The sequence below is a fragment of the Bradyrhizobium sp. sBnM-33 genome, from assembly GCF_032917945.1.
Taxonomy (GTDB): Bacteria; Pseudomonadota; Alphaproteobacteria; order Rhizobiales; family Xanthobacteraceae; genus Bradyrhizobium.
The window spans coordinates 4,910,941-4,930,318 of the sequence record NZ_CP136624.1 but is presented as its reverse complement, the minus strand read 5'-3'; the positions used below and the strand labels follow the sequence as shown (position 1 = coordinate 4,930,318).

20 protein-coding genes are annotated in these 19,378 nt (G+C 62.6%); 7 read left to right on the top strand and 13 right to left on the bottom strand.

All coding sequences use genetic code 11. The annotated features are described in order from the left end of the window. Nucleotides 1-88: 88 nt before the first annotated feature. Entirely contained in the window at nucleotides 89-1,384 is a 1,296-nt protein-coding gene (locus RX328_RS22900) for a DNA polymerase IV (protein ID WP_213252043.1), read from the top strand. A 143-nt stretch (nucleotides 1,385-1,527) separates the two neighbouring features. On the opposite strand, the gene RX328_RS22895 is transcribed toward RX328_RS22900, so the two are convergent. The 5 genes from RX328_RS22895 to RX328_RS22875 all read right to left on the bottom strand — a co-directional run bounded on the left by RX328_RS22895 (nucleotide 1,528) and on the right by RX328_RS22875 (nucleotide 6,519). Further along, the gene (locus tag RX328_RS22895) at nucleotides 1,528-1,929 is read right to left on the bottom strand and encodes a RidA family protein (RefSeq protein WP_213252044.1); all 402 of its coding nucleotides are present in this window, start codon (nucleotides 1,927-1,929) and stop codon (nucleotides 1,528-1,530) included. Nucleotides 1,930-2,070: 141 nt separating this feature from the next. After that, nucleotides 2,071-3,171 carry a dihydrolipoamide acetyltransferase family protein gene (locus RX328_RS22890; RefSeq protein ID WP_213252045.1) on the bottom strand — a complete coding sequence of 367 codons (1,101 nt, stop codon included), beginning with the start codon at nucleotides 3,169-3,171 and terminating at the stop codon, nucleotides 2,071-2,073. Between the two features lie 19 nt (nucleotides 3,172-3,190). Further along, a complete protein-coding gene (locus RX328_RS22885; RefSeq protein WP_213252046.1) occupies nucleotides 3,191-4,171 on the bottom strand; it encodes an alpha-ketoacid dehydrogenase subunit beta in 981 nt (326 codons plus the stop codon). Next, nucleotides 4,164-5,249 (bottom strand): pyruvate dehydrogenase (acetyl-transferring) E1 component subunit alpha, encoded by a 1,086-nt coding sequence (gene pdhA, locus RX328_RS22880; protein ID WP_213252071.1) that lies wholly within the window; start codon nucleotides 5,247-5,249, stop codon nucleotides 4,164-4,166. The genes RX328_RS22885 and pdhA overlap by 8 nt, the downstream gene beginning before the upstream one ends. Before the next feature lie 403 nt (nucleotides 5,250-5,652). Next, nucleotides 5,653-6,519, bottom strand: a complete 867-nt coding sequence (locus RX328_RS22875) for a cell envelope integrity EipB family protein (protein ID WP_213252047.1) — start codon at nucleotides 6,517-6,519, stop codon at nucleotides 5,653-5,655. Nucleotides 6,520-6,769: 250 nt separating this feature from the next. On the opposite strand from RX328_RS22875, the gene RX328_RS22870 reads away from it, so the two are divergent. From RX328_RS22870 to RX328_RS22855, 4 genes are all read left to right on the top strand, one after another. Next, nucleotides 6,770-7,237 carry a RidA family protein gene (locus tag RX328_RS22870; protein WP_213252048.1) on the top strand — a complete coding sequence of 156 codons (468 nt, stop codon included), beginning with the start codon at nucleotides 6,770-6,772 and terminating at the stop codon, nucleotides 7,235-7,237. A 15-nt stretch (nucleotides 7,238-7,252) separates the two neighbouring features. Next, the gene (locus RX328_RS22865; protein WP_213252049.1) at nucleotides 7,253-8,005 is read left to right on the top strand and encodes a glycerophosphodiester phosphodiesterase family protein; all 753 of its coding nucleotides are present in this window, start codon (nucleotides 7,253-7,255) and stop codon (nucleotides 8,003-8,005) included. Nucleotides 8,006-8,112: 107 nt separating this feature from the next. Next, nucleotides 8,113-9,351, top strand: a complete 1,239-nt coding sequence (locus RX328_RS22860) for a GNAT family N-acetyltransferase (RefSeq protein ID WP_213252050.1) — start codon at nucleotides 8,113-8,115, stop codon at nucleotides 9,349-9,351. 54 nt (nucleotides 9,352-9,405) lie between these two features. Continuing rightward, nucleotides 9,406-9,828, top strand: coding sequence for an HIT domain-containing protein (locus tag RX328_RS22855; protein WP_213252051.1), 423 nt, complete (start codon nucleotides 9,406-9,408; stop codon nucleotides 9,826-9,828). A gap of 100 nt (nucleotides 9,829-9,928) precedes the next feature. On the opposite strand, the gene tsaA is transcribed toward RX328_RS22855, so the two are convergent. From tsaA to RX328_RS22830, 5 genes are all read right to left on the bottom strand, one after another. After that, complete coding sequence (gene tsaA, locus RX328_RS22850) at nucleotides 9,929-10,420, bottom strand: tRNA (N6-threonylcarbamoyladenosine(37)-N6)-methyltransferase TrmO (protein ID WP_213252052.1); 492 nt, start codon at nucleotides 10,418-10,420, stop codon at nucleotides 9,929-9,931. Between the two features lie 80 nt (nucleotides 10,421-10,500). After that, nucleotides 10,501-10,845: an AzlD domain-containing protein gene (locus RX328_RS22845; RefSeq protein ID WP_213252053.1), complete on the bottom strand. Its 345-nt coding sequence runs from the start codon at nucleotides 10,843-10,845 to the stop codon at nucleotides 10,501-10,503. Continuing rightward, the gene (locus tag RX328_RS22840; protein ID WP_213252072.1) at nucleotides 10,842-11,585 is read right to left on the bottom strand and encodes an AzlC family ABC transporter permease; all 744 of its coding nucleotides are present in this window, start codon (nucleotides 11,583-11,585) and stop codon (nucleotides 10,842-10,844) included. Before RX328_RS22840 ends, RX328_RS22845 begins: the two co-directional genes overlap by 4 nt. Before the next feature lie 83 nt (nucleotides 11,586-11,668). Next, nucleotides 11,669-12,091 carry a dual specificity protein phosphatase family protein gene (locus RX328_RS22835; protein WP_213252054.1) on the bottom strand — a complete coding sequence of 141 codons (423 nt, stop codon included), beginning with the start codon at nucleotides 12,089-12,091 and terminating at the stop codon, nucleotides 11,669-11,671. 134 nt (nucleotides 12,092-12,225) lie between these two features. After that, nucleotides 12,226-13,176 (bottom strand): lytic transglycosylase domain-containing protein, encoded by a 951-nt coding sequence (locus tag RX328_RS22830; protein ID WP_213252055.1) that lies wholly within the window; start codon nucleotides 13,174-13,176, stop codon nucleotides 12,226-12,228. A 237-nt stretch (nucleotides 13,177-13,413) separates the two neighbouring features. Here RX328_RS22830 and RX328_RS22825 point away from each other — a divergent pair, with 237 nt between their 5' ends. Further along, nucleotides 13,414-13,770, top strand: a complete 357-nt coding sequence (locus RX328_RS22825) for a PilZ domain-containing protein (RefSeq protein ID WP_213252056.1) — start codon at nucleotides 13,414-13,416, stop codon at nucleotides 13,768-13,770. An 83-nt stretch (nucleotides 13,771-13,853) separates the two neighbouring features. On the opposite strand, the gene clpA is transcribed toward RX328_RS22825, so the two are convergent. Both clpA and clpS read right to left on the bottom strand, forming a co-directional pair. Beyond that, nucleotides 13,854-16,265 carry an ATP-dependent Clp protease ATP-binding subunit ClpA gene (clpA, locus tag RX328_RS22820; protein WP_213252057.1) on the bottom strand — a complete coding sequence of 804 codons (2,412 nt, stop codon included), beginning with the start codon at nucleotides 16,263-16,265 and terminating at the stop codon, nucleotides 13,854-13,856. A 264-nt stretch (nucleotides 16,266-16,529) separates the two neighbouring features. Then, a complete protein-coding gene (gene clpS / locus RX328_RS22815; protein WP_028345585.1) occupies nucleotides 16,530-16,862 on the bottom strand; it encodes an ATP-dependent Clp protease adapter ClpS in 333 nt (110 codons plus the stop codon). A gap of 501 nt (nucleotides 16,863-17,363) precedes the next feature. Between clpS and RX328_RS22810 the strand changes: the two genes are divergently transcribed. Then, a complete protein-coding gene (locus RX328_RS22810) occupies nucleotides 17,364-18,755 on the top strand; it encodes a vWA domain-containing protein (protein ID WP_213252058.1) in 1,392 nt (463 codons plus the stop codon). Nucleotides 18,756-18,832: 77 nt separating this feature from the next. Here RX328_RS22810 and RX328_RS22805 read toward each other — a convergent pair whose 3' ends face one another. Continuing rightward, on the bottom strand, nucleotides 18,833-19,171 hold the full coding sequence (locus RX328_RS22805) for a phasin family protein (protein ID WP_213252073.1): 339 nt from the start codon (nucleotides 19,169-19,171) through the stop codon (nucleotides 18,833-18,835). Between the last annotated feature and the right edge of the window lie 207 nt (nucleotides 19,172-19,378).

Here is a 19,378-nt window from a genome sequence, read left to right as displayed (position 1 = left end):
AGCCGCGCTGGCAAACATAATTTGCTGGTGCTCCTTGTCATTCCGCAGTTCGCATAAGGTGGTGCGGCAAATGCGTGCGAACTGCGGAATGGGAGCACCAGACGGTCCGCGCGCGTTCTGCCGGGATTGCCTCAGCGACCTCGATATCAAGGCAAGGCGATGCAATGAATGCGGTTCCCCGCGCCTAGTCCGCCACCATGCCCTGCCCTCGCTGACGCTGGCGCATATCGATTGCGACGCGTTCTATGCCACGGTTGAGAAGCGCGACAATCCGGAACTTGCCGACAAGCCCGTGATCATCGGCGGCGGCAAGCGCGGCGTCGTGTCGGCTGCCTGTTATGTCTCGCGGACTTATGGCGTGCGCTCGGCAATGCCGATGTTTAAAGCGCTGGCGCTCTGCCCCCAGGCAGCCGTGATCCCGCCAAATATGGCCAAATATGTCCGCGTCGGCCGCGAGGTGCGGCATGCCATGCAAACGCTGACGCCGCTGGTGGAACCGCTCTCGATCGACGAGGCGTTTCTCGATCTTTCCGGCACGCAGCGTGTTCACGGCATGATCCCCGCAAAAGTGCTGGCGCGCTTTGCCCGCGAGGTCGAGCGCGACATCGGCATCACGGTTTCCGTCGGCCTGTCCTGCAACAAGTTCCTGGCCAAGATCGCCTCCGATCTCGACAAGCCGCGCGGCTTTGCCGCCCTCGACCAGATCGAAGCGCGCGAGATGCTCGCCGACAAGCCGGTCGGCTTCATCTACGGCGTCGGGCCCGCGACCCAGGAAAAGCTGCTGCAGCGCGGCTTTCGCACCATTGCCGATCTGCAGCGCGCCGACGAGGTCGAGCTGATGAAGCAGTTCGGCGGCGAAGGTCGCAGGCTGTGGCGGCTGGCGCGCGGCATCGACGACCGCAGCGTGGTGCCTGACCGCGGCGCCAAGACGATATCGAGCGAAACCACGTTCGAAAACGACATCCGCGATTTCGCCACGCTGGAACGGCTGTTGTGGCGGCTGTCGGAAAAGGTGTCGTCGCGGCTGAAGAACGGCAACCTGGCCGGCTGCACCATCACGCTGAAGCTGAAGACCGCCGATTTCAGGCAGCGGACCCGCTCGCAATCGATTCAGGCGCCGACCCAACTCGCCGCGAAAATCTTTGCGGTGTCGCGCGAAATGCTGGCAAAGGAGATCGACGGCACCGCCTTCCGCCTGATGGGCACCGGCGTCAGCGCCTTGCGCGAGGGATCGCGAGGAGACGACAGCGACATGCTCGACCGCCGCTCGGCCCACGCCGAGCGCGCGATGGATGACTTGCGGAAAAAGTTCGGCAATGCCGCGGTGATCCGGGGCATCGCGTATAATGGGCCCGCGCAGGAAGAAGATGAGGAGGAGGGGTAGATCACTCTCTCCCCGTCATTGCGAGCCACCCGGTCGGCGCAAAGCGCCGCCGGATGACAGGCTCCGCGAAGCAATCCATAGCGCCACAAGGGGAGAGATGGATTGCTTCGTCGCTATCGCTCCTCGCAATGACAGAAAAAAGCTCAATCGACGACGGCCACCGCCTCAATCTCGATCAGCCATTCCGGGGCCGCGAGCGCCGTTACACCGACGAGCGTGCTCGCCGGCGGCTCCATGCCCTCAAAGAAGGCCGAGCGCGCCTTGCCGATGATGGGACGGAGTTCAGGCTTGTAGCCGACGACGAAAGTCGTGATCTTCACGATATCAGCATAACTCGCGCCGGCGGCTTTCAGCGCCAGGCCAATATTGTGCATCACCTGCGTCGTCTGCGCGGCTATATCACCCTCGCCGACCACCCGCCCCTCCTCGTCGGTGGAGACCTGTCCCGCGATGTAGATCGTGCGCGCGCCCGAGGCGACGACGACGTGGGAGTAAGCCGGATTGTGGTGAAGGCCGCTTGGCCGAAGTTTTTCGAGCTTGCTCATGTTTGCGCCTCCCTGACGTGCATTGGTTCGGCCGAAGCGTATCCGGGTCCGGCGCTCTCGACCAGAGCGGTTCTCGCAATGCTGGACGGCTGCGAGGACGACCCCTCATCATCCGCATATGGTACCCTGCGCACGGCTATCTCACGAAAACTGCTCAAGGTCCGCTTTGAGCGCTACGAGGAAGCGAGCGGCTTCACCGCCTGTCACAACGCGATGGTCAAACGTGAGCGACAACGGCAGCACGCGCCTCACCGCCGGCTGGCCCCGATACGCGACCACCCCTTGGGTAATCCGGCCGGCGCCTATGATCGCCACTTGCGGCGGTACCACGATCAGGTTGGCGAAACGGCCTCCGATCATCCCGAAGTTCGACAGCGTAATCGTGGCTCCGCGCAGCTCTCCCGGAGGTATTGAGCGCGCGACTGCGTCAGCCCGCATGCGGTCAAGCCCGGCTCGCAAGTCCTTGACGTCCTGCTCTGCGACATTGCGCAACACAGGAACGATAAGGCCACCCCCGGTATCGACGGCAATGCCGAGGTCGATACGGTCGATCAGACGCCTTTCACCAGCGCCGGAATTGTACCAGGCATTGAGCGAAGGCTGTGCCTTGCAGGCGACAGCGATCGCGCGCACCAGTCGGATGGTCACGTCCTCGCCGGTTCGCCAATCGTCGATATCGGCCTGGTCGGTGACGCTGGCCGGGACGATCTCGGCGTGAGCCGCCGTCATGCGCTGAGCCATCGCGCGCCGCAAACCGCGCAAGGGTTCGGCAGGTCCGGTATGGGGCAAGCCCTTGGCAGCCCGTTCCACATCCGCACGCGTGATGGTGCCGCCGGGTCCTGTGGCTTCGACCAGATCGAGATCGACATCGAGTTTGCGGGCGAGCGCGCGTACCGCCGGAAACACCTGGGCTTTCTGTCCAGCCGCTGGCCCGGAAGTTGTCGCTGCCGCCGCCGGCGGCTCGCCACCGCCAAGTTCGCCGACAATGGTGCCGGTGTCTTGCTCGGGGCCTTCGGCAAACTCGACAAGCGGCGCGCCCACCTTCACCACATCTCCCTTGGCGCCAAACAGATGCAGGATGCGTCCGCTCGAAGGTGACGGCACCTCGACGACGGCTTTGTCGGTTTCGACCGAAACCAGTGGCTGATCGGTAACGACGTGGTCGCCTTCGTTGACATACCAGTTCACGATCTCCGCCTCTTCGAGACCCTCTCCCAGATCCGGCAATACGAACTGGCGCATGGGACAAACTCGCTTGCAATCAACTGAACTGGCACGCTTTGCGCGCGGCCGTGACGATACGACCGACCGATGGCATCATGTGTTGCTCAAGCCGCGCCATCGGAATGACCGTATCGTAGCCGGTGACCCGGGCCACCGGTGCGAGCAGAGAGGTCAGAGCGCGCTCGGCGATCAGCGCCGCGATCTCGGCGCCGAATCCGCCGGTGCGTGTCGCCTCGTGGACGATGACACACCGCCCTGTTTTCGCGACCGAACCGAGCACCGTGGCTTCGTCGTAAGGCTTGAGCGTGGCGAGATCGATCACCTCGGCGGCGATGCCGTCGGCGGCCAGCGCGTCGGCCGCCGCCATGGTTTCTTTCAGCATCGCCCCCCAACTGATCAGTGTGACGTCGCGGCCCTCCCGCAGGACAAAGGCGACATCCAGCGGTAAAGCCTCACCATTGTCTTCCACCTCGCCTTTCGCCGCGCGGTAGATGCGGGTCGGCTCAAGAAACACCACCGGATCTGGATCGCGGATCGCGGCGAGCAGCAGTCCGTATGCGCGATCCGGCGACGAGGGAATGACGACGCGCAAGCCTGGGATATGGGCGAGCATCGCCTCGGTGCTTTCGGAATGATGTTCCGGCGCGCGAATGCCGGCGCCGTGCGGCGTACGCAGAACCATTGGGCAGGTGAGCCGTCCCTGGGTGCGGTTGCGGATTCGGGAGGCATGGTTCACCAGTTGATCGATGCAGGGATACAGAAATCCCATGAACTGGATCTCGCCAACAGGCTTCAACCTCTGCGCCGCCATGCCGACGCAGAGTCCGCTGATCAGGAGTTCGGCAAGCGGCGTATCGAGGACGCGCTCGGGGCCGAAACGCGCTTGCAGCCCGACGGTCGCGCGGAAGACGCCGCCATTGATGCCGACATCTTCGCCAAGCACAACGACATCAGGATCATCTTCCATCGCGCGGGCAAGCGCCAGATTGACGGCTTCGACCAACGTCATTTCAGGCATCGCCCTCTCCCGCGAGTTCGCGGCGTTGCGCGGCGTAGACCTCGGGCAATTCGGCATAGAGATGATCAAACATGGTTTCGGGTCGACGTGGCTCCGCTGCCAGGTAGCGCTCAACCGCCGCCTCGACGCGCTCATGGCACTCCGCGGCGAGCTGTTCTTCCTCCGCCTTGCTCCACATTTTTTGGCCGACGAGATAGCTCCTCAGGCGCGTAATCGGCTCTTCCTTCCAACGGGCCTGGACTTCGTCAGCCGAACGATAACGTAACGCGTCATCGGAGGTCGTATGATCGCCGAGCCGGTAGGTGACTGCCTCGATGAAGCGCGGGCCTTGCCCCTCCCGGGCGGCGGCAATGGCATCTTCGGCCGCGGCGCGCATCGCCACAACATCGCTGCCGTCCACCTGCTCGCCGATGAAGCCGGCCGCGATGGCTTTCTGCGCCAGCGTTTCACAACCGGTCTGTAGTCGTAACGGAACAGAAATAGCCCATTGATTGTTGGTGGCCACGAACACGACCGGCATTTTGTGCACCCCGGCAAAATTCATCGCCTCGTAGACATCACCCTTCGAAGTAGCGCCATCGCCGAACATGCATACGGCGACACGCGGCTGCTTGCGAAGCTTGAAGGCATAGGCAACGCCGGCGGCATGCGGCGCCTGCGATCCCACCGGAACGCAAAACGGAAAATCCTGAACCGGTCCGGAGAAGTGATTGCCCCGCTCGTCCCCTCCCCAGAACAGCAGAATTTCCTCCAGCTTGACCCCACGCCAGATCAGCGCACCATTGTCGCGATAGGAGGGCAACAGGACGTCCTCTTCGCGCATCGCACTGGCTACGCTAACCGACACCGCCTCCTGGCCGAGTGAAACAGCGTATGTCCCAAGCCGGCCGGTGCGCTGCAACGCAACAGCCTTTCGGTCAAAGTTGCGCAGCAGCATCATCGCTCGATAGAGCGCCGTGAGGAGGCCGGCATCGGAGGCGAATGGGGGGAGCGGTCGGTTAATCGAGCCGTCTGGCGCGAGGTAATTGCGGTGGCGCACTTCAAAGTGCGCGATGACCGGAAGTCCTCCGTCTGGCATTTTTTTGCTGGCCACGTCCTCGCTCCCAGAGCGATTCTGCATCCTACCATTCGTAATTGGTGCTGGGCCGGAACAATACAAGATGGGCGCGCCGATCTCGCATGGCCGTTGCTGCACCGCGGGCTCGCGGGGATGGTCAGGTTGTCCTCGCGACGACTGAACCGTTAGGAGGCGGTTCGCCCGTTCGTTCGGTCTACTATGGCTGAACAGGATCCAGCAAAGGCCGAGGCAATCATCGCAGCCATGATGGCCCCGAACGAAAGGGTCGAGGCCTGGGGGCCGCTTGCGGCGCCAGCTGTCAAGGCGCTCGGATTGAAGCCCGGCGACTTCATGCGCCGGATGACATCAAGCAAAAGTTTGAGACACCCGCGCGGTCTCCGGTCGCGAACGTCTCGAGGGGACGTCACTTACACGGCTTGGAATCCCTGACGTCGAACCGGCCCATTGCACCCGCAATCACGAAATCATTGTAATCGAGCACCAGCGCGCGGGAGACGCCGTTCTCAAAGAGCTCGAACGACATCGCGTAAACCGGCGTCTGCTCACCGTCTTTCGCCTTGGTGTCGCGGTCGTAATAGCTCACGGTCACGGGCCAGCGGGTCAGCGCCTTCATCTGGTCGTTGACGGTCGACGGGTCGGGCGATGCAATGCTTTGGGTGCCCGGGATCGGCTTCCCGATCACCGACAGCGTGTTGTAGACCTTCTCGCCATTATCCGAGCCGTCATAGACCATCAGCTCCAGCACCGATTTACCTGCGCGCGCGGCGGCGATGATATGCTGGATCTGCTCGGTCGGGAACACGACCTTGCCGTCGAGCTCGAACGTCTTCGCAACCGGCTGCTTCAGCTTGACCCTGATGCGGTCGCCGACCCGTTCCGCCACGCCGTCGATCGGCGCGGAATCGGTATCGTTCATGCGGGTGTCGATCTTGAAGCGATAGCTCTTGCCGGCGGCATCTTCCCAGGAATGCGAGCGAAGATCGCTCAGCGTCAGCCTGCCCTCGCCGCTATCGAGTTCGGACACCTGGCGGAATTCGGAAGTGTAGCCTTCGCAGGCGCTGCCTGAAAAATTGTAGAGAATGCGCCCGCGCGCACCCGATATCGCGTTGGATCCGCGCGACTTGACCAGCTTCAATTCATACAGCGCCTGATGGGCGAGAAACGGCCCGCTGGCGCCCGCCAGCGCCGGTCCGTTTGCGAAGCCTGAGAGCAAAGTGGCCGCAGCCGAAAACACCAAAGCACGAACCGGAATCGGGAACGAGCTAGCCATGTCCTATTTTTCCTCGCGGGAGATTCGACTACATTAGTGACGGGTCCATTGCGTCGCAACTAGGGCAGTGCCACGAAAACGCAAGAATTCGAGGCCGAGGCGCGCCGCTTTTGGCATTTTCGGGTACGATCCGCCTCGATCGCCATGCTGGACGCAGCTCCACGTCGCTTGCAAGAAAAAGCGCGATGCGCGAAACAATGCACGCCTGACCGCAGGTCAGGAACGGTCACATCAAGCGGAGACGCAAAGCATGGCGGGTACGGTCGAACAGAAGCTGGCGGCACAAGGCATCACGCTGAACGAGCCGCGCACCCCCATGGCGAACTATGTCGGCTTCGTGCGCTCGGGAAACCTGCTGTTCGTCTCCGGCCAGGTCTGCGCCAACGCCGAAGGCAAGCTGATCGCCAAGGGCAAGCTCGGGGCTGGCGTCACGATCGAACAGGGCTACGCCGCAGCACAGGGCTGCGGCGTCAATCTGCTGGCCCAGATCAAGGCGGCGCTCGGCGATCTCGACAAGGTGGTCCGCGTGGTCCGGCTCGGCGGCTTCATCAATTCCGCGCCTGACTTCCTCGACGGGCCCAAGGTGCTCAACGGCGCCTCCGACCTGATGGTCACCGCATTCGGCGACAAGGGCCGGCACGCCCGCACCACCGTCGGCGTCGCCTCGCTCCCCTCGGACGCGGCCGTCGAGGTCGACGCCATCTTCGAGGTATCCTGATCGGAGCGTCCTCTCGTGCGTGCGCCGGACTGGCTGACGGCACGGCCCGTGGCCCATCGCGGCCTGCATGATATTTCGCGCGGCATCGTCGAAAACATGCCGGCGGCCGCGCAGGCCGCCGTCGACGATAATTTCGCCATCGAATGCGACATTCAGCTTTCGTCGGATGGCGAGGCGATGGTCCATCACGACAATGCGCTCGGCCGCCTCACCGAGGGCTCCGGCGCGTTGCTCGGCATGACCGCGTCCGAACTTAAGGCCGTCAGTTTCAAGAACACGCCGGAACGGATGATGACGCTCGGTGATCTCTGCGCGCTGGTCGCCGGCCGCGTGCCGCTGGTGATCGAGGTGAAAAGCCATTTCGACGGCGACCGCCGGCTGGTGAAACGGATGGCAGAGGTGCTCGCCTCCTATGACGGCCCGGCGGTCGGCATGTCCTTCGATCCGGATCAGGTGGTGGCGTTGCGCGAACTGATCCCCGGCCGCGCGCGCGGCATTGTGGCCGAACATGACTATACCGCCGAGGAGTGGCCGGAAGCGTCAGCGGAACAGCGCCGCGGCATGACGCATCTGCGCCATGCCTTCCGCACCCGGCCGCATTTCGTCGCCTATTGGGTGAATGAGCTGCCCGCGGCCGCGCCCTGGATCGCCCGCAACGTCTTCGGCCTGCCGCTGCTCGCCTGGACCGTGCGCACGCCCGAGCAGCGCGCGCGCGCCGCGCGCTATGCCGACCAGATCATCTTCGAGGAGTTCCTGCCGGGAACCTGATGCGTGGCCGCCCACCTTGAACTCGCCCGCTTGATGCACGATCTTTGCAAGGCGTTGGTCACATGGGCGATGGCTGATCGCATGATGGGACCGGTTTGAATTTCTAGATGGCGTCATCCGAAATCACCCTCGAAGCCGTTCCCTCCGTCAGCGACATCAAGGCTGCGGACTGGGACGCCTGCGCCAATCCGAAGCCGAACCCGCACAGCCTCGACAATCTCGACACGCTGGCCGCAAACGGATCTCAAAGCGATTCCTGCAAGCCAGCCTATAACCCTTTCGTTTCCCACGCGTTTTTTGCTGCCGCCGAGGTTTCCGGCTCGGCCTGCGCCCGCACCGGCTGGGGTCCCCGGCATCTTCTGGCACGGCTCGACGGCGAGATCGCCGGCATCGTGCCCTGCTATCTGAAAACGCATTCGCAAGGCGAATATGTCTTTGACCGCGGCTGGGCGGATGCTTATGAGCGCGCCGGCGGACGTTATTATCCGAAACTGCAGGTCTCGGTGCCGTTCACGCCTGCCACCGGGCCCCGGCTTCTGATCCGCGACGGTGTCGATCGCGAGCAGATCGGCTCGGCGCTGGCGCGCGGGCTAATGGCGCTGTGCAACGCGACCAACGCCTCCTCCGTGCACGTGACTTTTGCCCGCGAGGCGGAAGCGAAGTTGTTGGGCCAGCACGGCTTCCTGCTGCGGAACGACCAGCAGTTTCACTGGCACAACGATGGCTACGGTAGTTTTGACGATTTTCTGAACTCGCTGAATTCGCGCCACCGCAAGGCAATCAAGCGCGAACGCCGCGAGGCAGTGGCCGCCGGGATCACCATCCACCACCTGACCGGAGCCGATATCACGGAGGAAGCCTGGGACGCATTCTTCGCGTTCTATATGGAGACCGGCTCGCGCAAATGGGGCCGCCCCTACCTCACCCGCAAATTCTTCTCGATGATCGGCGAGAGCATGAGCCGCGACGTGCTCCTGGTGATGGCCAAACGCAAAGGTCGCTGGATCGCGGGCGCCATCAATTTCATCGGATCGGACACACTGTTCGGCCGTAATTGGGGCGCCGTCGAGCATCACCCATTCTTGCATTTCGAGGTCTGCTACTATCAGGCGATCGATTTTGCAATCCAGCGCGGCCTGAAGGTCGTCGAGGCCGGCGCGCAGGGCGAACACAAGCTGGCCCGCGGTTACCTGCCGCAAACCACCTACTCCGCGCATTTCATCGCCGATCCCGATTTGCGCCGCGCGATTGCCGACTACCTGAAGCGCGAGCGCGCCTATGTGGCCGAGGTCGGACGCGAACTGACCGAGGCCGGCCCGTTCCGCAAGGCCGCCGACGAGACTTGACCGGTTGAGCTGGCGACGTGAGATTTGAGATCAAACCTTGAGGAAAAGAAGCCCATGCCCGCCTATGACCCCAACAACCCTTTCGCAAAAATCTTGCGCGGCGAGTTTCCCTGCCACAAGGTCTACGAGGACGACCACGTGCTGGCGTTCCTCGACATCATGCCGCGTTCGCCGGGCCATACGCTGGTGATCCCAAAAGCCCCTGCCCGCAACATCCTCGACATCAGTCCCGAGGATTACGCCCACGTCGCGCGCGCCGCCCACAAGATCGCCGCCGCCGCGATGGAGGCCTTCAACGCCGATGGCATCACCGTGCAGCAATTCAACGAGCCAGCCGGCGGGCAAGTCGTGTTCCATTTGCACATGCACGTGATGCCGCGCCACGATGGTGTGGCGCTGCTGCCGCCCGCAAGCCGCAAGGAAGATGTGAAGGTACTGGAGGACAACGCGACCAAGCTGATGGCGGCGCTGGGGTAGTTCACGTAGCCCGGATGGAGCGAAGCGTAATCCGGGGAATTATGCGACGTTTGCAACACCGGCCCCGGATTACGCTGCGCTCCATCCGGGCTACGCAAGCCTACTCCCCCTCCAAATCCCCGCTCTTCGGCTGCGCCAGCGGCGAGAACTCGCAGCGGTCCGGCTTGACGTCCAGCAGCGGCGTTTCGTCGAGGCAGTCGAGGCCGCGCACCAGGATCGTGTTGCCTTCGACCCCGACGAACTTGACGACCGAGGTGCCGATCGGATTAGGCCGCACCGGCGAGCGCAGCGAGAAGGTGCCGCGGGTTTTCCGGTTGTTCTTCGGGCTCTGCAGCACCAGATCGCGGCGCGAGTGATGCAGCCAATAGATCACTTCGAGATTTTCATAGAATTCGACGCCCTTGATAGCGGGCACCCACGGCTCGAAAATCTCAAGGCGACAAACCGGGCCGTCATGGCGGCCCTGCCGTGGCGTCTCCAGCCGCGATTTCCAGGGCGTGCGGATGCGGCCGATGAACACCAGTCCGGCATCACGGACCGGCGGCATCTCGACGGTAACTTCGCCCTCGCGGAGTTTGGTGTCCTGAACCATTGCCTAATCCAGTGAGATGGGCACCGATCGCGTGCAACTTTTCTTGCGCGCGGGACAGTACCGGATTATGGGCCATGCAATCAACCGAGCCACCATTTGCCGGCCAGAAGGATGATCTCGCCGGAGACTACGCCGGCAAAGATCGAGCGTCGCGTCAGCATGAACACCGCAAAGCCGGCAGCGACCGCGCCGTAGCGCAGCCAGTCCGGCACGCCGGCCAGCGCGCCCGGCGGCTGCACCAGGATTTGCGCAATGACACCGGCGAGGATCGCGGTCGCCACCGCCCTCACCCACACCAGGACTTCCGAGCCCTCGTCGACGCCGGCGCCGAACCACAGCCCGGCCATCCGCCAGACCTCGTTAGGCAGGAAGCCCGCGAGCACGAGCACCAACAGCGCGTGCGGGCTGCCGAAAAACTCGCTCATGCGCGCGCCCTCTCCCGCCACCAGTGCACGGCGTAGGCAATGCTGCCAGCCGTGACGCCGCTAATCAGGATATCGACGCCGGTATGCAGCATCGACACCAGCGGAAACAACGCCAGACCCAGCACTAGCGCCAGCACATCCGATATCTGCTTGCAGTTGCGCGCCGTCGAAAGCAGGAACGCCAACGGCGTCAGCAGCAGGATCGCCGGCGCGAACAGCGGCGGCAGTTTGGCGGCAAGTGCGTAGCCAAGCGCAGTCGCGATCATGCATACAGTGACAAGTCCGCAGCCCAGGCCGTGCGTGAACGCAATCCGCCGCTCGCGCGGCACTTTTGGCAGCAGCCGATAGCATTCGACCCAAAGCGTGACGGCAATGAAATGCGTCACCAGCACGAGGTGGCGGCGCCTGGTCTTGGACGTCTTCATCAGCGGCAGCACCGACACCACCATTGGAAACAGGCGGATCGCGCTCACCGTCACCGCAATCGCCGCCTGCACCGCGGTTGCCCCGGAGCCGAGCGTCGAAATCAAGATGATCTGCGCCGGACCAGCCCAGACCAGCAATGTGCTGCCGAGCACCCAGCCGAGGCTGAAGTGGCTGTCATGGGCCAGAGCGCCGATGCCGAGATAGGTCGCAAACAGCACCAGCGTCAGCACGGTGGATGCGACCGAACTCATGCCCCACGCGAAGGCGCGGATGGGGCTTTTCCATTGGGGAGAAGAGAGTGGAGGCAGCGCCACGGATGACCGGATGTAAGTTTGAGTCGTCACGGGCATAGGGCTGACGAATGCGGGGCGCGTCAACCAAGCTCCGCTCAGGGCGGCTATGCGATTTGCGGCGATGCTCGGCTGGCCTTGTCAAAGGCGATAACCCAGTCACGTTGCTCCTCGGTGTCCGGCACGATCACGCCACGAGCTGCTTTGATCAAAGCAAGCGCTTCGCCGACCTCGATTCCCCGACAGATCATTGCGCACGCGGCGATAATGGACGCTCTGCCGATCCCTGCCCTGCAGTGAACCGCGATCGAACGGCCGTCGGCAAGACCGCCAGCGATGGACCGCGCAATACCCAACGCCTGCTGAATCTCCGGCACGCCACGATCAGGAATCGGAAAGGAGACGAATTCAATTCCACTCGCGCGGCAAAGCTCAGCTTCCCGCTGCAAACCAAGTTCGGTGACCTCGTCCGGCTCAAGGAGACTTATGACCAGATGGACGCCGGAAGTTTTCCATTCACCAACGTCCACTCCAACCAATCATCGGCGCGAGGACGGGCCATGATGGCGAGCCGACCCGCCATCTCAATCCAGTGCAATCGGGACATTCAAGATCGCCTCGGAATCCAGCATGTGTTCAAGCTAACCGTCAAGTCGCCACTTCTTCAACCCGGCACACCCCGGTTTCTCAGCACAAAACACGCGCCGCCCGCCTTGCGAATGCGGTTGCAGAGATCGTCGGCCTCGCCGCGTGTGTCTGCGCCGAAGCGCACTTGGTAGAATGTCGCCGGGCCGCGGCTGCGCAGGCGCGAGGCGAGGATGCTGGGGTCGCGATTGCCGATCAGGCTCGCAAGCCGCGAGACCGCGCGCCCATACATCGCGAGCGCCTTGTCGCGGGAAAAGCCGGCGGCGAGCTGCACGCCCCACACCTTCGCGGCCGCCAGCTTCACGCGCTGCTCCAGCCCGGCGATAAAGGGATTGGGCGCCTGCTTCAAGAGCGCCATCAATTCGCGGCAGCTCGATGCCTTGATACGTTCGGGCTGCTTGCCGTCCTTTCCCGCCTTCGCCCACTCCTCCACCGTGGAGCCTGTGATAGCGACGACGTAGTTGCGGGTTTCCTGCGGCATCCCGCCAGTGCCGGCCAGCCATTCCTGCACGCGCCGCGGGCCGGCATTATAGGCTGCCGCCGCGAGCCCGAGATTGCCGAATTGCTGGCGCAACTCGTCGAGAAACTCAGCCGACTTCGGCAGCGCCTGCACGGGATTGAAGGGATCGAGCAGGCCGCGTTCGTTGGCCGTTCCCGGCATGAACTGCGCAATTCCCTGCGCCCGCGCCCCGCTCCGCGTCACCGGCCCAACCGCATCCGGCTGAAAGCGGCTCTCCTGCCAGATCACGCGCGCGAAGAACTCCAGCGGCAGGTCCGACGCCCTCGCCGCCGACTCAATCATCAGGCACATCGCTTCGCGCGCCTCGCTCTCGCGCGCGGTGGGCGGCTTTTGGCTAGCCGTCGCGCTCGACCGGGTAGCCTCGCCCGCGTCCTCCGCGAAGGCGTTCGCAACTGAGCACAAAAGCGACACCGTGCACCATACGGCGCGAAGAAACCGACCTCTTTGCATGGCAGTTTGCAATCCGGGATTGCGCATTGCGGTGGAAACGTTAGTCAAACGATCATGGCTTGCAGGTGGATCCGCCGCCCCTCCGCTGCGCGCGGCTTTTTTGCGTTGCAATTGCTCCGAAAATACCCGCTATCGGAACCGCCGTTAATTTACGTTAACGCCGCATTTTGCGTCCGCCGGACTTTTACGGGCAACAAACCGGGGTAAAAGTCTCCTCACTTCTTTGGGAGACTTTCAATGCGGGAACGGCGCGAGAGCGTGCGCGACAAGGTGATGTATGGCGGCGTCGCCGAGATCGGCGAACGCGGCGCGACGCACGAATGCATCGTCCGCAATATTTCCGATCACGGCGCTACAATCGAATTCAGCAATGACGTCCAATTGCCGAAAGAACAGCTCTCGCTGCGCATCGCGCGCAAGGGTCGCTCTTTCCTCGCCAGGGTCGTTTGGTGGCGCGACAATTTTGTCGGCGTCGCATTCAGGGCGGAAAGCCCGGCCGAGCCGGTCTCCGATCTCGAGGAGCGGCTGCGCCGAAGCGAGATCAAAAAGCGGCAGCTCCAGCGCCGGATCGACGAACTGCTCGGCGAGCGCTGAAGCTGCAAGGCGCTACAGAAAAAGGCCGGCTGTCGAGCCGGCCTTTTTGCATTCTCTCGTCGCGTCTCTCGGTCGAACCGCGATCAGACCTTGACCAGCGGCCCCTTCGAGGCCGGCCCCTTGGAGCCGCCACCGCCGTTGGGGCCGCCCGGCTTCGGTTTGCGCTTGCGCGACACCGGCAGCTTTTCCGGCTTGGGCGTGACCGGCCCTTCGACGAACTCAAAGCCGATCTTGTCCTTGCCTTCCCCGGCGGCCTCGTCCTTGACCAGCACGACGCGGACATGGCCACCGCCCTTGAGCTGACCGAACAGCACCTCATCGGCGAGCGGCTTCTTGATGTGCTCCTGGATCACGCGCGCCATCGGCCGCGCGCCCATCTGCTCGTCATAGCCATGCTCGATCAGCCAGGCCTTGGCGGGTTCCGACAGCTCGATCGTGACGTCGCGATCGGCGAGCTGCGCCTCAAGCTGCAGCACGAACTTCTCGACCACCATGCCGATGACGTCGGCGTTGAGATGGGCGAACGAGACGATCGCGTCCAGCCGGTTGCGGAATTCCGGCGCGAACTGCCGGTTGATCGCCTCGTGGTCGTCGCCTTCCCGCTTGTTGCGCGTGAAGCCGAAGGCCTGACGCGCGAGGTCGGCGGCGCCCGCATTCGTGGTCATGATCAGGATCACGTTGCGGAAATTGACCTGCTTGCCGTTATGGTCGGTGAGCCGGCCGTGGTCCATGATCTGCAGCAGCACGTTGTAGAGATCCGGATGCGCCTTCTCGATTTCGTCGAGCAGCACCACGCAATGCGGATGCTGGTCCACGCCGTCGGTCAACAGCCCGCCCTGGTCGAAGCCGACATAGCCGGGAGGCGCGCCGATCAGGCGCGACACCGTGTGCCGCTCCATGTATTCGGACATGTCGAAGCGCAGCAACTCGACGCCGAGCGAGGCCGCGAGTTGCTTGGCCACTTCGGTCTTGCCGACGCCGGTCGGCCCGGAGAACAGGTATGAACCGATCGGCTTCTCGGGCTCGCGCAGGCCGGCGCGCGCCAGCTTGATCGAGGCGGATAGCGACTCGATCGCCTTGTCCTGGCCGAACACCACGCGCTTCAGCGTCTGCTCGAGATGCTTCAGCACCTCGGCATCGTTCTTTGACACGCTCTTGGGCGGAATCCGCGCCATGGTCGCGATGGTGGTCTCGATTTCCTTGATGCCGATCGTCTTCTTGCGCCGGTTCTCCGCGACCAGCATCTGCGCCGCGCCCGACTCGTCGATCACGTCGATCGCCTTGTCCGGCAGCTTGCGGTCGTGGATGTAGCGCGACGACAATTGCACCGCCGCCTCGATCGCCTCATTGGTGTATTTCAGCCGGTGGTAATCCTCGAAATAGGGTTTCAACCCCTTCAGGATTGCAATCGCGTCCTCCACCGTCGGCTCGTTGACGTCGATCTTCTGGAACCGGCGCACCAGCGCGCGGTCCTTCTCGAAATGCTGACGGTATTCCTTGTAGGTCGTCGAACCCATGCAGCGGATCGTGCCCGAAGCCAGCGCCGGCTTCAGCAGGTTGGACGCGTCCATCGCGCCGCCGGAGGTGGCGCCGGCGCCGATCACGGTGTGGATTTCATCGATGAACAGGATCGCGTTCGGGTGCGCCTCCAGTTCCTTCAAAACCTGCTTCAGCCGCTCCTCGAAATCGCCGCGGTAGCGGGTGCCGGCGAGCAGCGTGCCCATGTCGAGCGAGAACACGGTGGCGGCAGCCAGCACCTCGGGCACTTCGGAATCGACGATGCGCTTGGCAAGCCCTTCCGCAATCGCGGTCTTGCCGACGCCGGCCTCGCCCACGAACAGCGGATTGTTCTTCTGCCGGCGGCACAACACCTGGATGGCACGGTTGATCTCGGCATTGCGCCCGATCACCGGATCGATCTTGCCGTCCCGCGCCTTCTTGTTGAGGTTGACGCAATAGGTCTCGAGCGCTTCGCCCTTCTTCTTGGCGTCCTCGTTGCCCTTGGCCTCGGTCTCCTCGTCGACGCCGCGCACGGGGCGCGCTTCGGAGACGCCCGGCCGCTTGGCGATGCCATGGCTGATGTAATTAACCGCGTCGTACCGCGTCATGTCCTGCTCCTGCAGGAAATAGGCGGCGTGACTTTCGCGCTCCGCGAAAATCGCGATCAGCACGTTGGCACCGGTCACTTCCTCGCGCCCCGATGACTGAACGTGTATCACCGCGCGCTGGATCACGCGCTGGAAACCGGCCGTCGGCTTCGCGTCATCGGCTCCGTCAGTCACCAGATTTTCGAATTCGGTCTCGAGATAATTGACGAGGCTGGTGCGCAGCTTGTCGAGATCGACGCTGCAGGCGCGCATCACCGCAGCCGCATCCGAGTCATCGATCAGCGACAGCAGAAGATGTTCGAGCGTCGCATATTGATGATGGCGCTCGTTTGCAATCGCCAATGCACGATGCAGGGATTGTTCAAGGCTTTGGGAAAAAGTTGGCATTCGCGTCCTCTATGGCCCCCGGTCATCATGATCGCCATTACCCGGTGAGGCAACAACAACCTTCGTCATCCCCTGTCATATAGTTACACACGATCGTGGCGAAAGACCGGTTCCGCAAGCGTGGTTTTCCTCTAAATTCGCGGCACCACGGCGGCGGCACGCGACCTCCGCCCGAAAAATTATCGGGAATACGGTCGGCCTCCGTCAACACCGATCAATGCAATCCCGTTCCTTATCTCCGGCCGGATCGAGAGCCACGCGCGGCTATTTCTTTTCCATCACACATTGCAGTGGATGCTGGTGCTTGCGCGCAAAGTCCATCACCTGCGTGACCTTGGTCTCGGCAATTTCGTAGGTGAACACGCCGCACTCACCGATCCCGTGGTGATGGACATGGAGCATGATCTTGGTGGCCGCTTCGGCGTCCTTCTGGAAGAATTTCTCCAGCACATGAACGACGAACTCCATCGGCGTGTAGTCATCGTTCAGAATAAGGACGCGATAGAGGTTCGGACGCTTGGTCTTCGGCTTGACCTTGGTGATGACCGACGTTGATGGTCCGCCGGTTCCGGCGTTGCGGTTCTCGTCATTGCTCATTCGGGGAGCAGAAGATGACTTTGCCGGCACGGACGGACAAGCTTTGAAGGTTGACTGCAACATGGCTCAGGCGTTCGAAATTCCAAAAGGGATGACCGGAGAGCGCATCCTGGCCCACATGCGGTCGACTCTGACGTGAGCCACCGCCTGGTACCCAGTAACGCTTATTCCAGATCGCCGCTCCCGGTCCGACCCGTTGGTCGGATCGGCACCTGGAATATGGGTCCGTCGCCGGATCTCCGCAAGCGCATTGATGTCGCCCTGCCACGTCCCGCGATCGGCCCGATTCCCGGCTCGGCTCTCCGGACCAAGGTTAATCGTTTCTGTCGGATTTGACAAAGGACGGCGACGTGCCGTTTAGCCGCCGTTGAGCATACCGGGGTCTTTTGGCGACCGGCCCGGCGGTGCACCGGCTTTGACCTGTTTTTAGCGGAACCGGTTTACCGCCTGTTTAGCGGCCCGGGCGGAAATGCCCGTAGAAATCACATTTGCGGTGAGGCCATGCTCGATACAGTCGTATTCCGTCGCATTCGCGCGGCTGCCAGCCGGTTTGCCGGCGCCAATGAGGGCAACATCGCGATCCTGTTCGGGATCGCGGTACTCCCGATCATCGCTTTCGTCGGCGCGGCAGTTGATTACACCCGCGCCAACAGCGCCCGCTCCTCGATGCAGGCCGCCCTCGATTCCACCGCGCTGATGCTCGCGAAGGACCTGACCGCGGGCACCATCTCGACCTCGGAAATCCCGGCGAAGGCAGACGCGTATTTCAAGGCCCTCTATACCAACCCGGAAGCCAAATCGATCACGATCTCGGCAAGCCATACCCAAACCTCCGGCAGCGGCTCGACCATCCTGATTAACGGCTCCGGCGCCGTGGATACCACTCTCATGCGGGTCGCCGGTTTCCCGACCATGGGCTTCAATACCAGTTCCACCTCGGCCTGGGGCAACGTGCGCATGCGGGTGGCGATGGCGCTCGACGTGACGGGGTCGATGGCTTGGGATGGCAAGATGCCGGCCATGCAGACGGCCGCCAAGAGCCTGGTCGATCAGTTGAGCAAGCTCGCAAAGAACAACGGCGACATCTACATCTCGATTGTTCCCTTCGCCAAGGACGTCAACCTCGGCACGAGCTATGTCAACGAGAGCTGGATGGACTGGTCGCGGTGGGACACTCAGAGTGCTACCAACACTTGGGGCACGTGCAGCCAGTCCAGTTACACTGACAGGACTACTTGCAAGAACAACGGTAGGACCTGGACGCCGGACAGGAGCAAATGGACCGGCTGCGTCACTGACCGCGACAAGAACTTCGACACCATGAACACGCCTCCGACCTCGTCCAATGCTCCGACGATGGTCGTTGCCGAGGAATATATCGGCAATGGCGAAAATTACTGCAAATCGGGCAACACCCCCTACCTAGGAAAGATCGTGCCGCTGAGCTACGACTGGGCCACGCTCAAGTCGGAGATCGACAAATTGCAGCCCACCGGTAATACCAACCAGGGCATCGGTATGGCGTGGGCCTGGCTGACGCTCGGCGTAGGCGTGCCGCCGTTCAATGCCCCGGCCAAGGACACGGCGAACTATGAGTACAAGGATGCCATCGTCCTGCTGTCGGACGGTCTGAACACGCAAAACCGCTTCACCAACGACACCTCGCAGATCGATGCTCGCCAGAAGATCCTGTGCGCAAACGCCAAGGCGGCGCCGCACAACATCACGATCTACACCGTCCAGGTCAATACCGGCGGGGACGCGGAGTCTGCCGTGCTCAAGGAATGCGCCAGCGGTGCGGATAAATTCTATCACATCAAGTCCGCCGGCGAGACCGCGTCGGCGTTCAACTCGATCGGCCAGTCGCTGGCCAAGCTGCGCGTCGCGAAATAGGCGCCTCCATCGAGGCGGAAAGAAAAAGCCCGGCCGTTACGGCCGGGCTTTTTGCTTTCGAAATATAGAGCGGCGAATTAGTGCGCGGCCGGCGTGAACTTCGCGACCAGGCCTTCGTACGGCTTGTAGGTCTGCTTGGCGAGATCAGTGTAGAGGCCGGCAATCTTCTGCGACTCTGCGACAAAGGTTTCGTAGGAAGAACGCGCAAATTCGGTCTGGGCTTCGAGAGCCTTGTCCAGCGACTTCACGCCGGAGAGCTTTTCGACAAACGACTTTGTGTCTTCGAACGACTTCTTGGCGTAGTCGCCGTAGGCGCTCGCGATCGCCTGAACGCCGCTTTGCAGGTTGGTTGCGGAAGCGGCAACCGATTCGAGATGCTCTTTGCCGTAGTTCTGAATGTCTTCAATCTTGACCATCATGGAGTCCTTTTCCCAGACTGAGCGTTTCGATTGCCGGGAGGTCCCGGCCCCCTGACATGCTTCTTATATGTGCACTGCACAATAAAGTCAACAATTGTTGTGCGACGCACAAATGCGGCCAATTAACGGAAAACCCCGGGGTCTTACGCAACGGTTAATTAATCTTTTGGAAACTCGCTCGGCCTAACCTGATTCCTGGACTTG

Coding starts and splice junctions, on each gene's coding strand:
- RX328_RS22845 (WP_213252053.1), bottom strand. CDS start 10,845: ATGAGCGAGTTTTTCGGCAGCCCGCACGCGCTGTTGGTGCTCGTGCTC.
- RX328_RS22825 (WP_213252056.1), top strand. CDS start 13,414: ATGCGGGAACGGCGCGAGAGCGTGCGCGACAAGGTGATGTATGGCGGC.
- clpS (WP_028345585.1), bottom strand. CDS start 16,862: ATGAGCAATGACGAGAACCGCAACGCCGGAACCGGCGGACCATCAACG.
- RX328_RS22855 (WP_213252051.1), top strand. CDS start 9,406: ATGCCCGCCTATGACCCCAACAACCCTTTCGCAAAAATCTTGCGCGGC.
- RX328_RS22890 (WP_213252045.1), bottom strand. CDS start 3,171: ATGCGCCAGTTCGTATTGCCGGATCTGGGAGAGGGTCTCGAAGAGGCG.
- RX328_RS22900 (WP_213252043.1), top strand. CDS start 89: ATGGGAGCACCAGACGGTCCGCGCGCGTTCTGCCGGGATTGCCTCAGC.
- RX328_RS22860 (WP_213252050.1), top strand. CDS start 8,113: ATGGCGTCATCCGAAATCACCCTCGAAGCCGTTCCCTCCGTCAGCGAC.
- RX328_RS22885 (WP_213252046.1), bottom strand. CDS start 4,171: ATGCCTGAAATGACGTTGGTCGAAGCCGTCAATCTGGCGCTTGCCCGC.
- tsaA (WP_213252052.1), bottom strand. CDS start 10,420: ATGGTTCAGGACACCAAACTCCGCGAGGGCGAAGTTACCGTCGAGATG.
- clpA (WP_213252057.1), bottom strand. CDS start 16,265: ATGCCAACTTTTTCCCAAAGCCTTGAACAATCCCTGCATCGTGCATTG.
- RX328_RS22810 (WP_213252058.1), top strand. CDS start 17,364: ATGCTCGATACAGTCGTATTCCGTCGCATTCGCGCGGCTGCCAGCCGG.
- RX328_RS22895 (WP_213252044.1), bottom strand. CDS start 1,929: ATGAGCAAGCTCGAAAAACTTCGGCCAAGCGGCCTTCACCACAATCCG.
- RX328_RS22875 (WP_213252047.1), bottom strand. CDS start 6,519: ATGGCTAGCTCGTTCCCGATTCCGGTTCGTGCTTTGGTGTTTTCGGCT.
- RX328_RS22830 (WP_213252055.1), bottom strand. CDS start 13,176: ATGCAAAGAGGTCGGTTTCTTCGCGCCGTATGGTGCACGGTGTCGCTT.
- RX328_RS22805 (WP_213252073.1), bottom strand. CDS start 19,171: ATGGTCAAGATTGAAGACATTCAGAACTACGGCAAAGAGCATCTCGAA.
- pdhA (WP_213252071.1), bottom strand. CDS start 5,249: ATGCCAGACGGAGGACTTCCGGTCATCGCGCACTTTGAAGTGCGCCAC.
- RX328_RS22870 (WP_213252048.1), top strand. CDS start 6,770: ATGGCGGGTACGGTCGAACAGAAGCTGGCGGCACAAGGCATCACGCTG.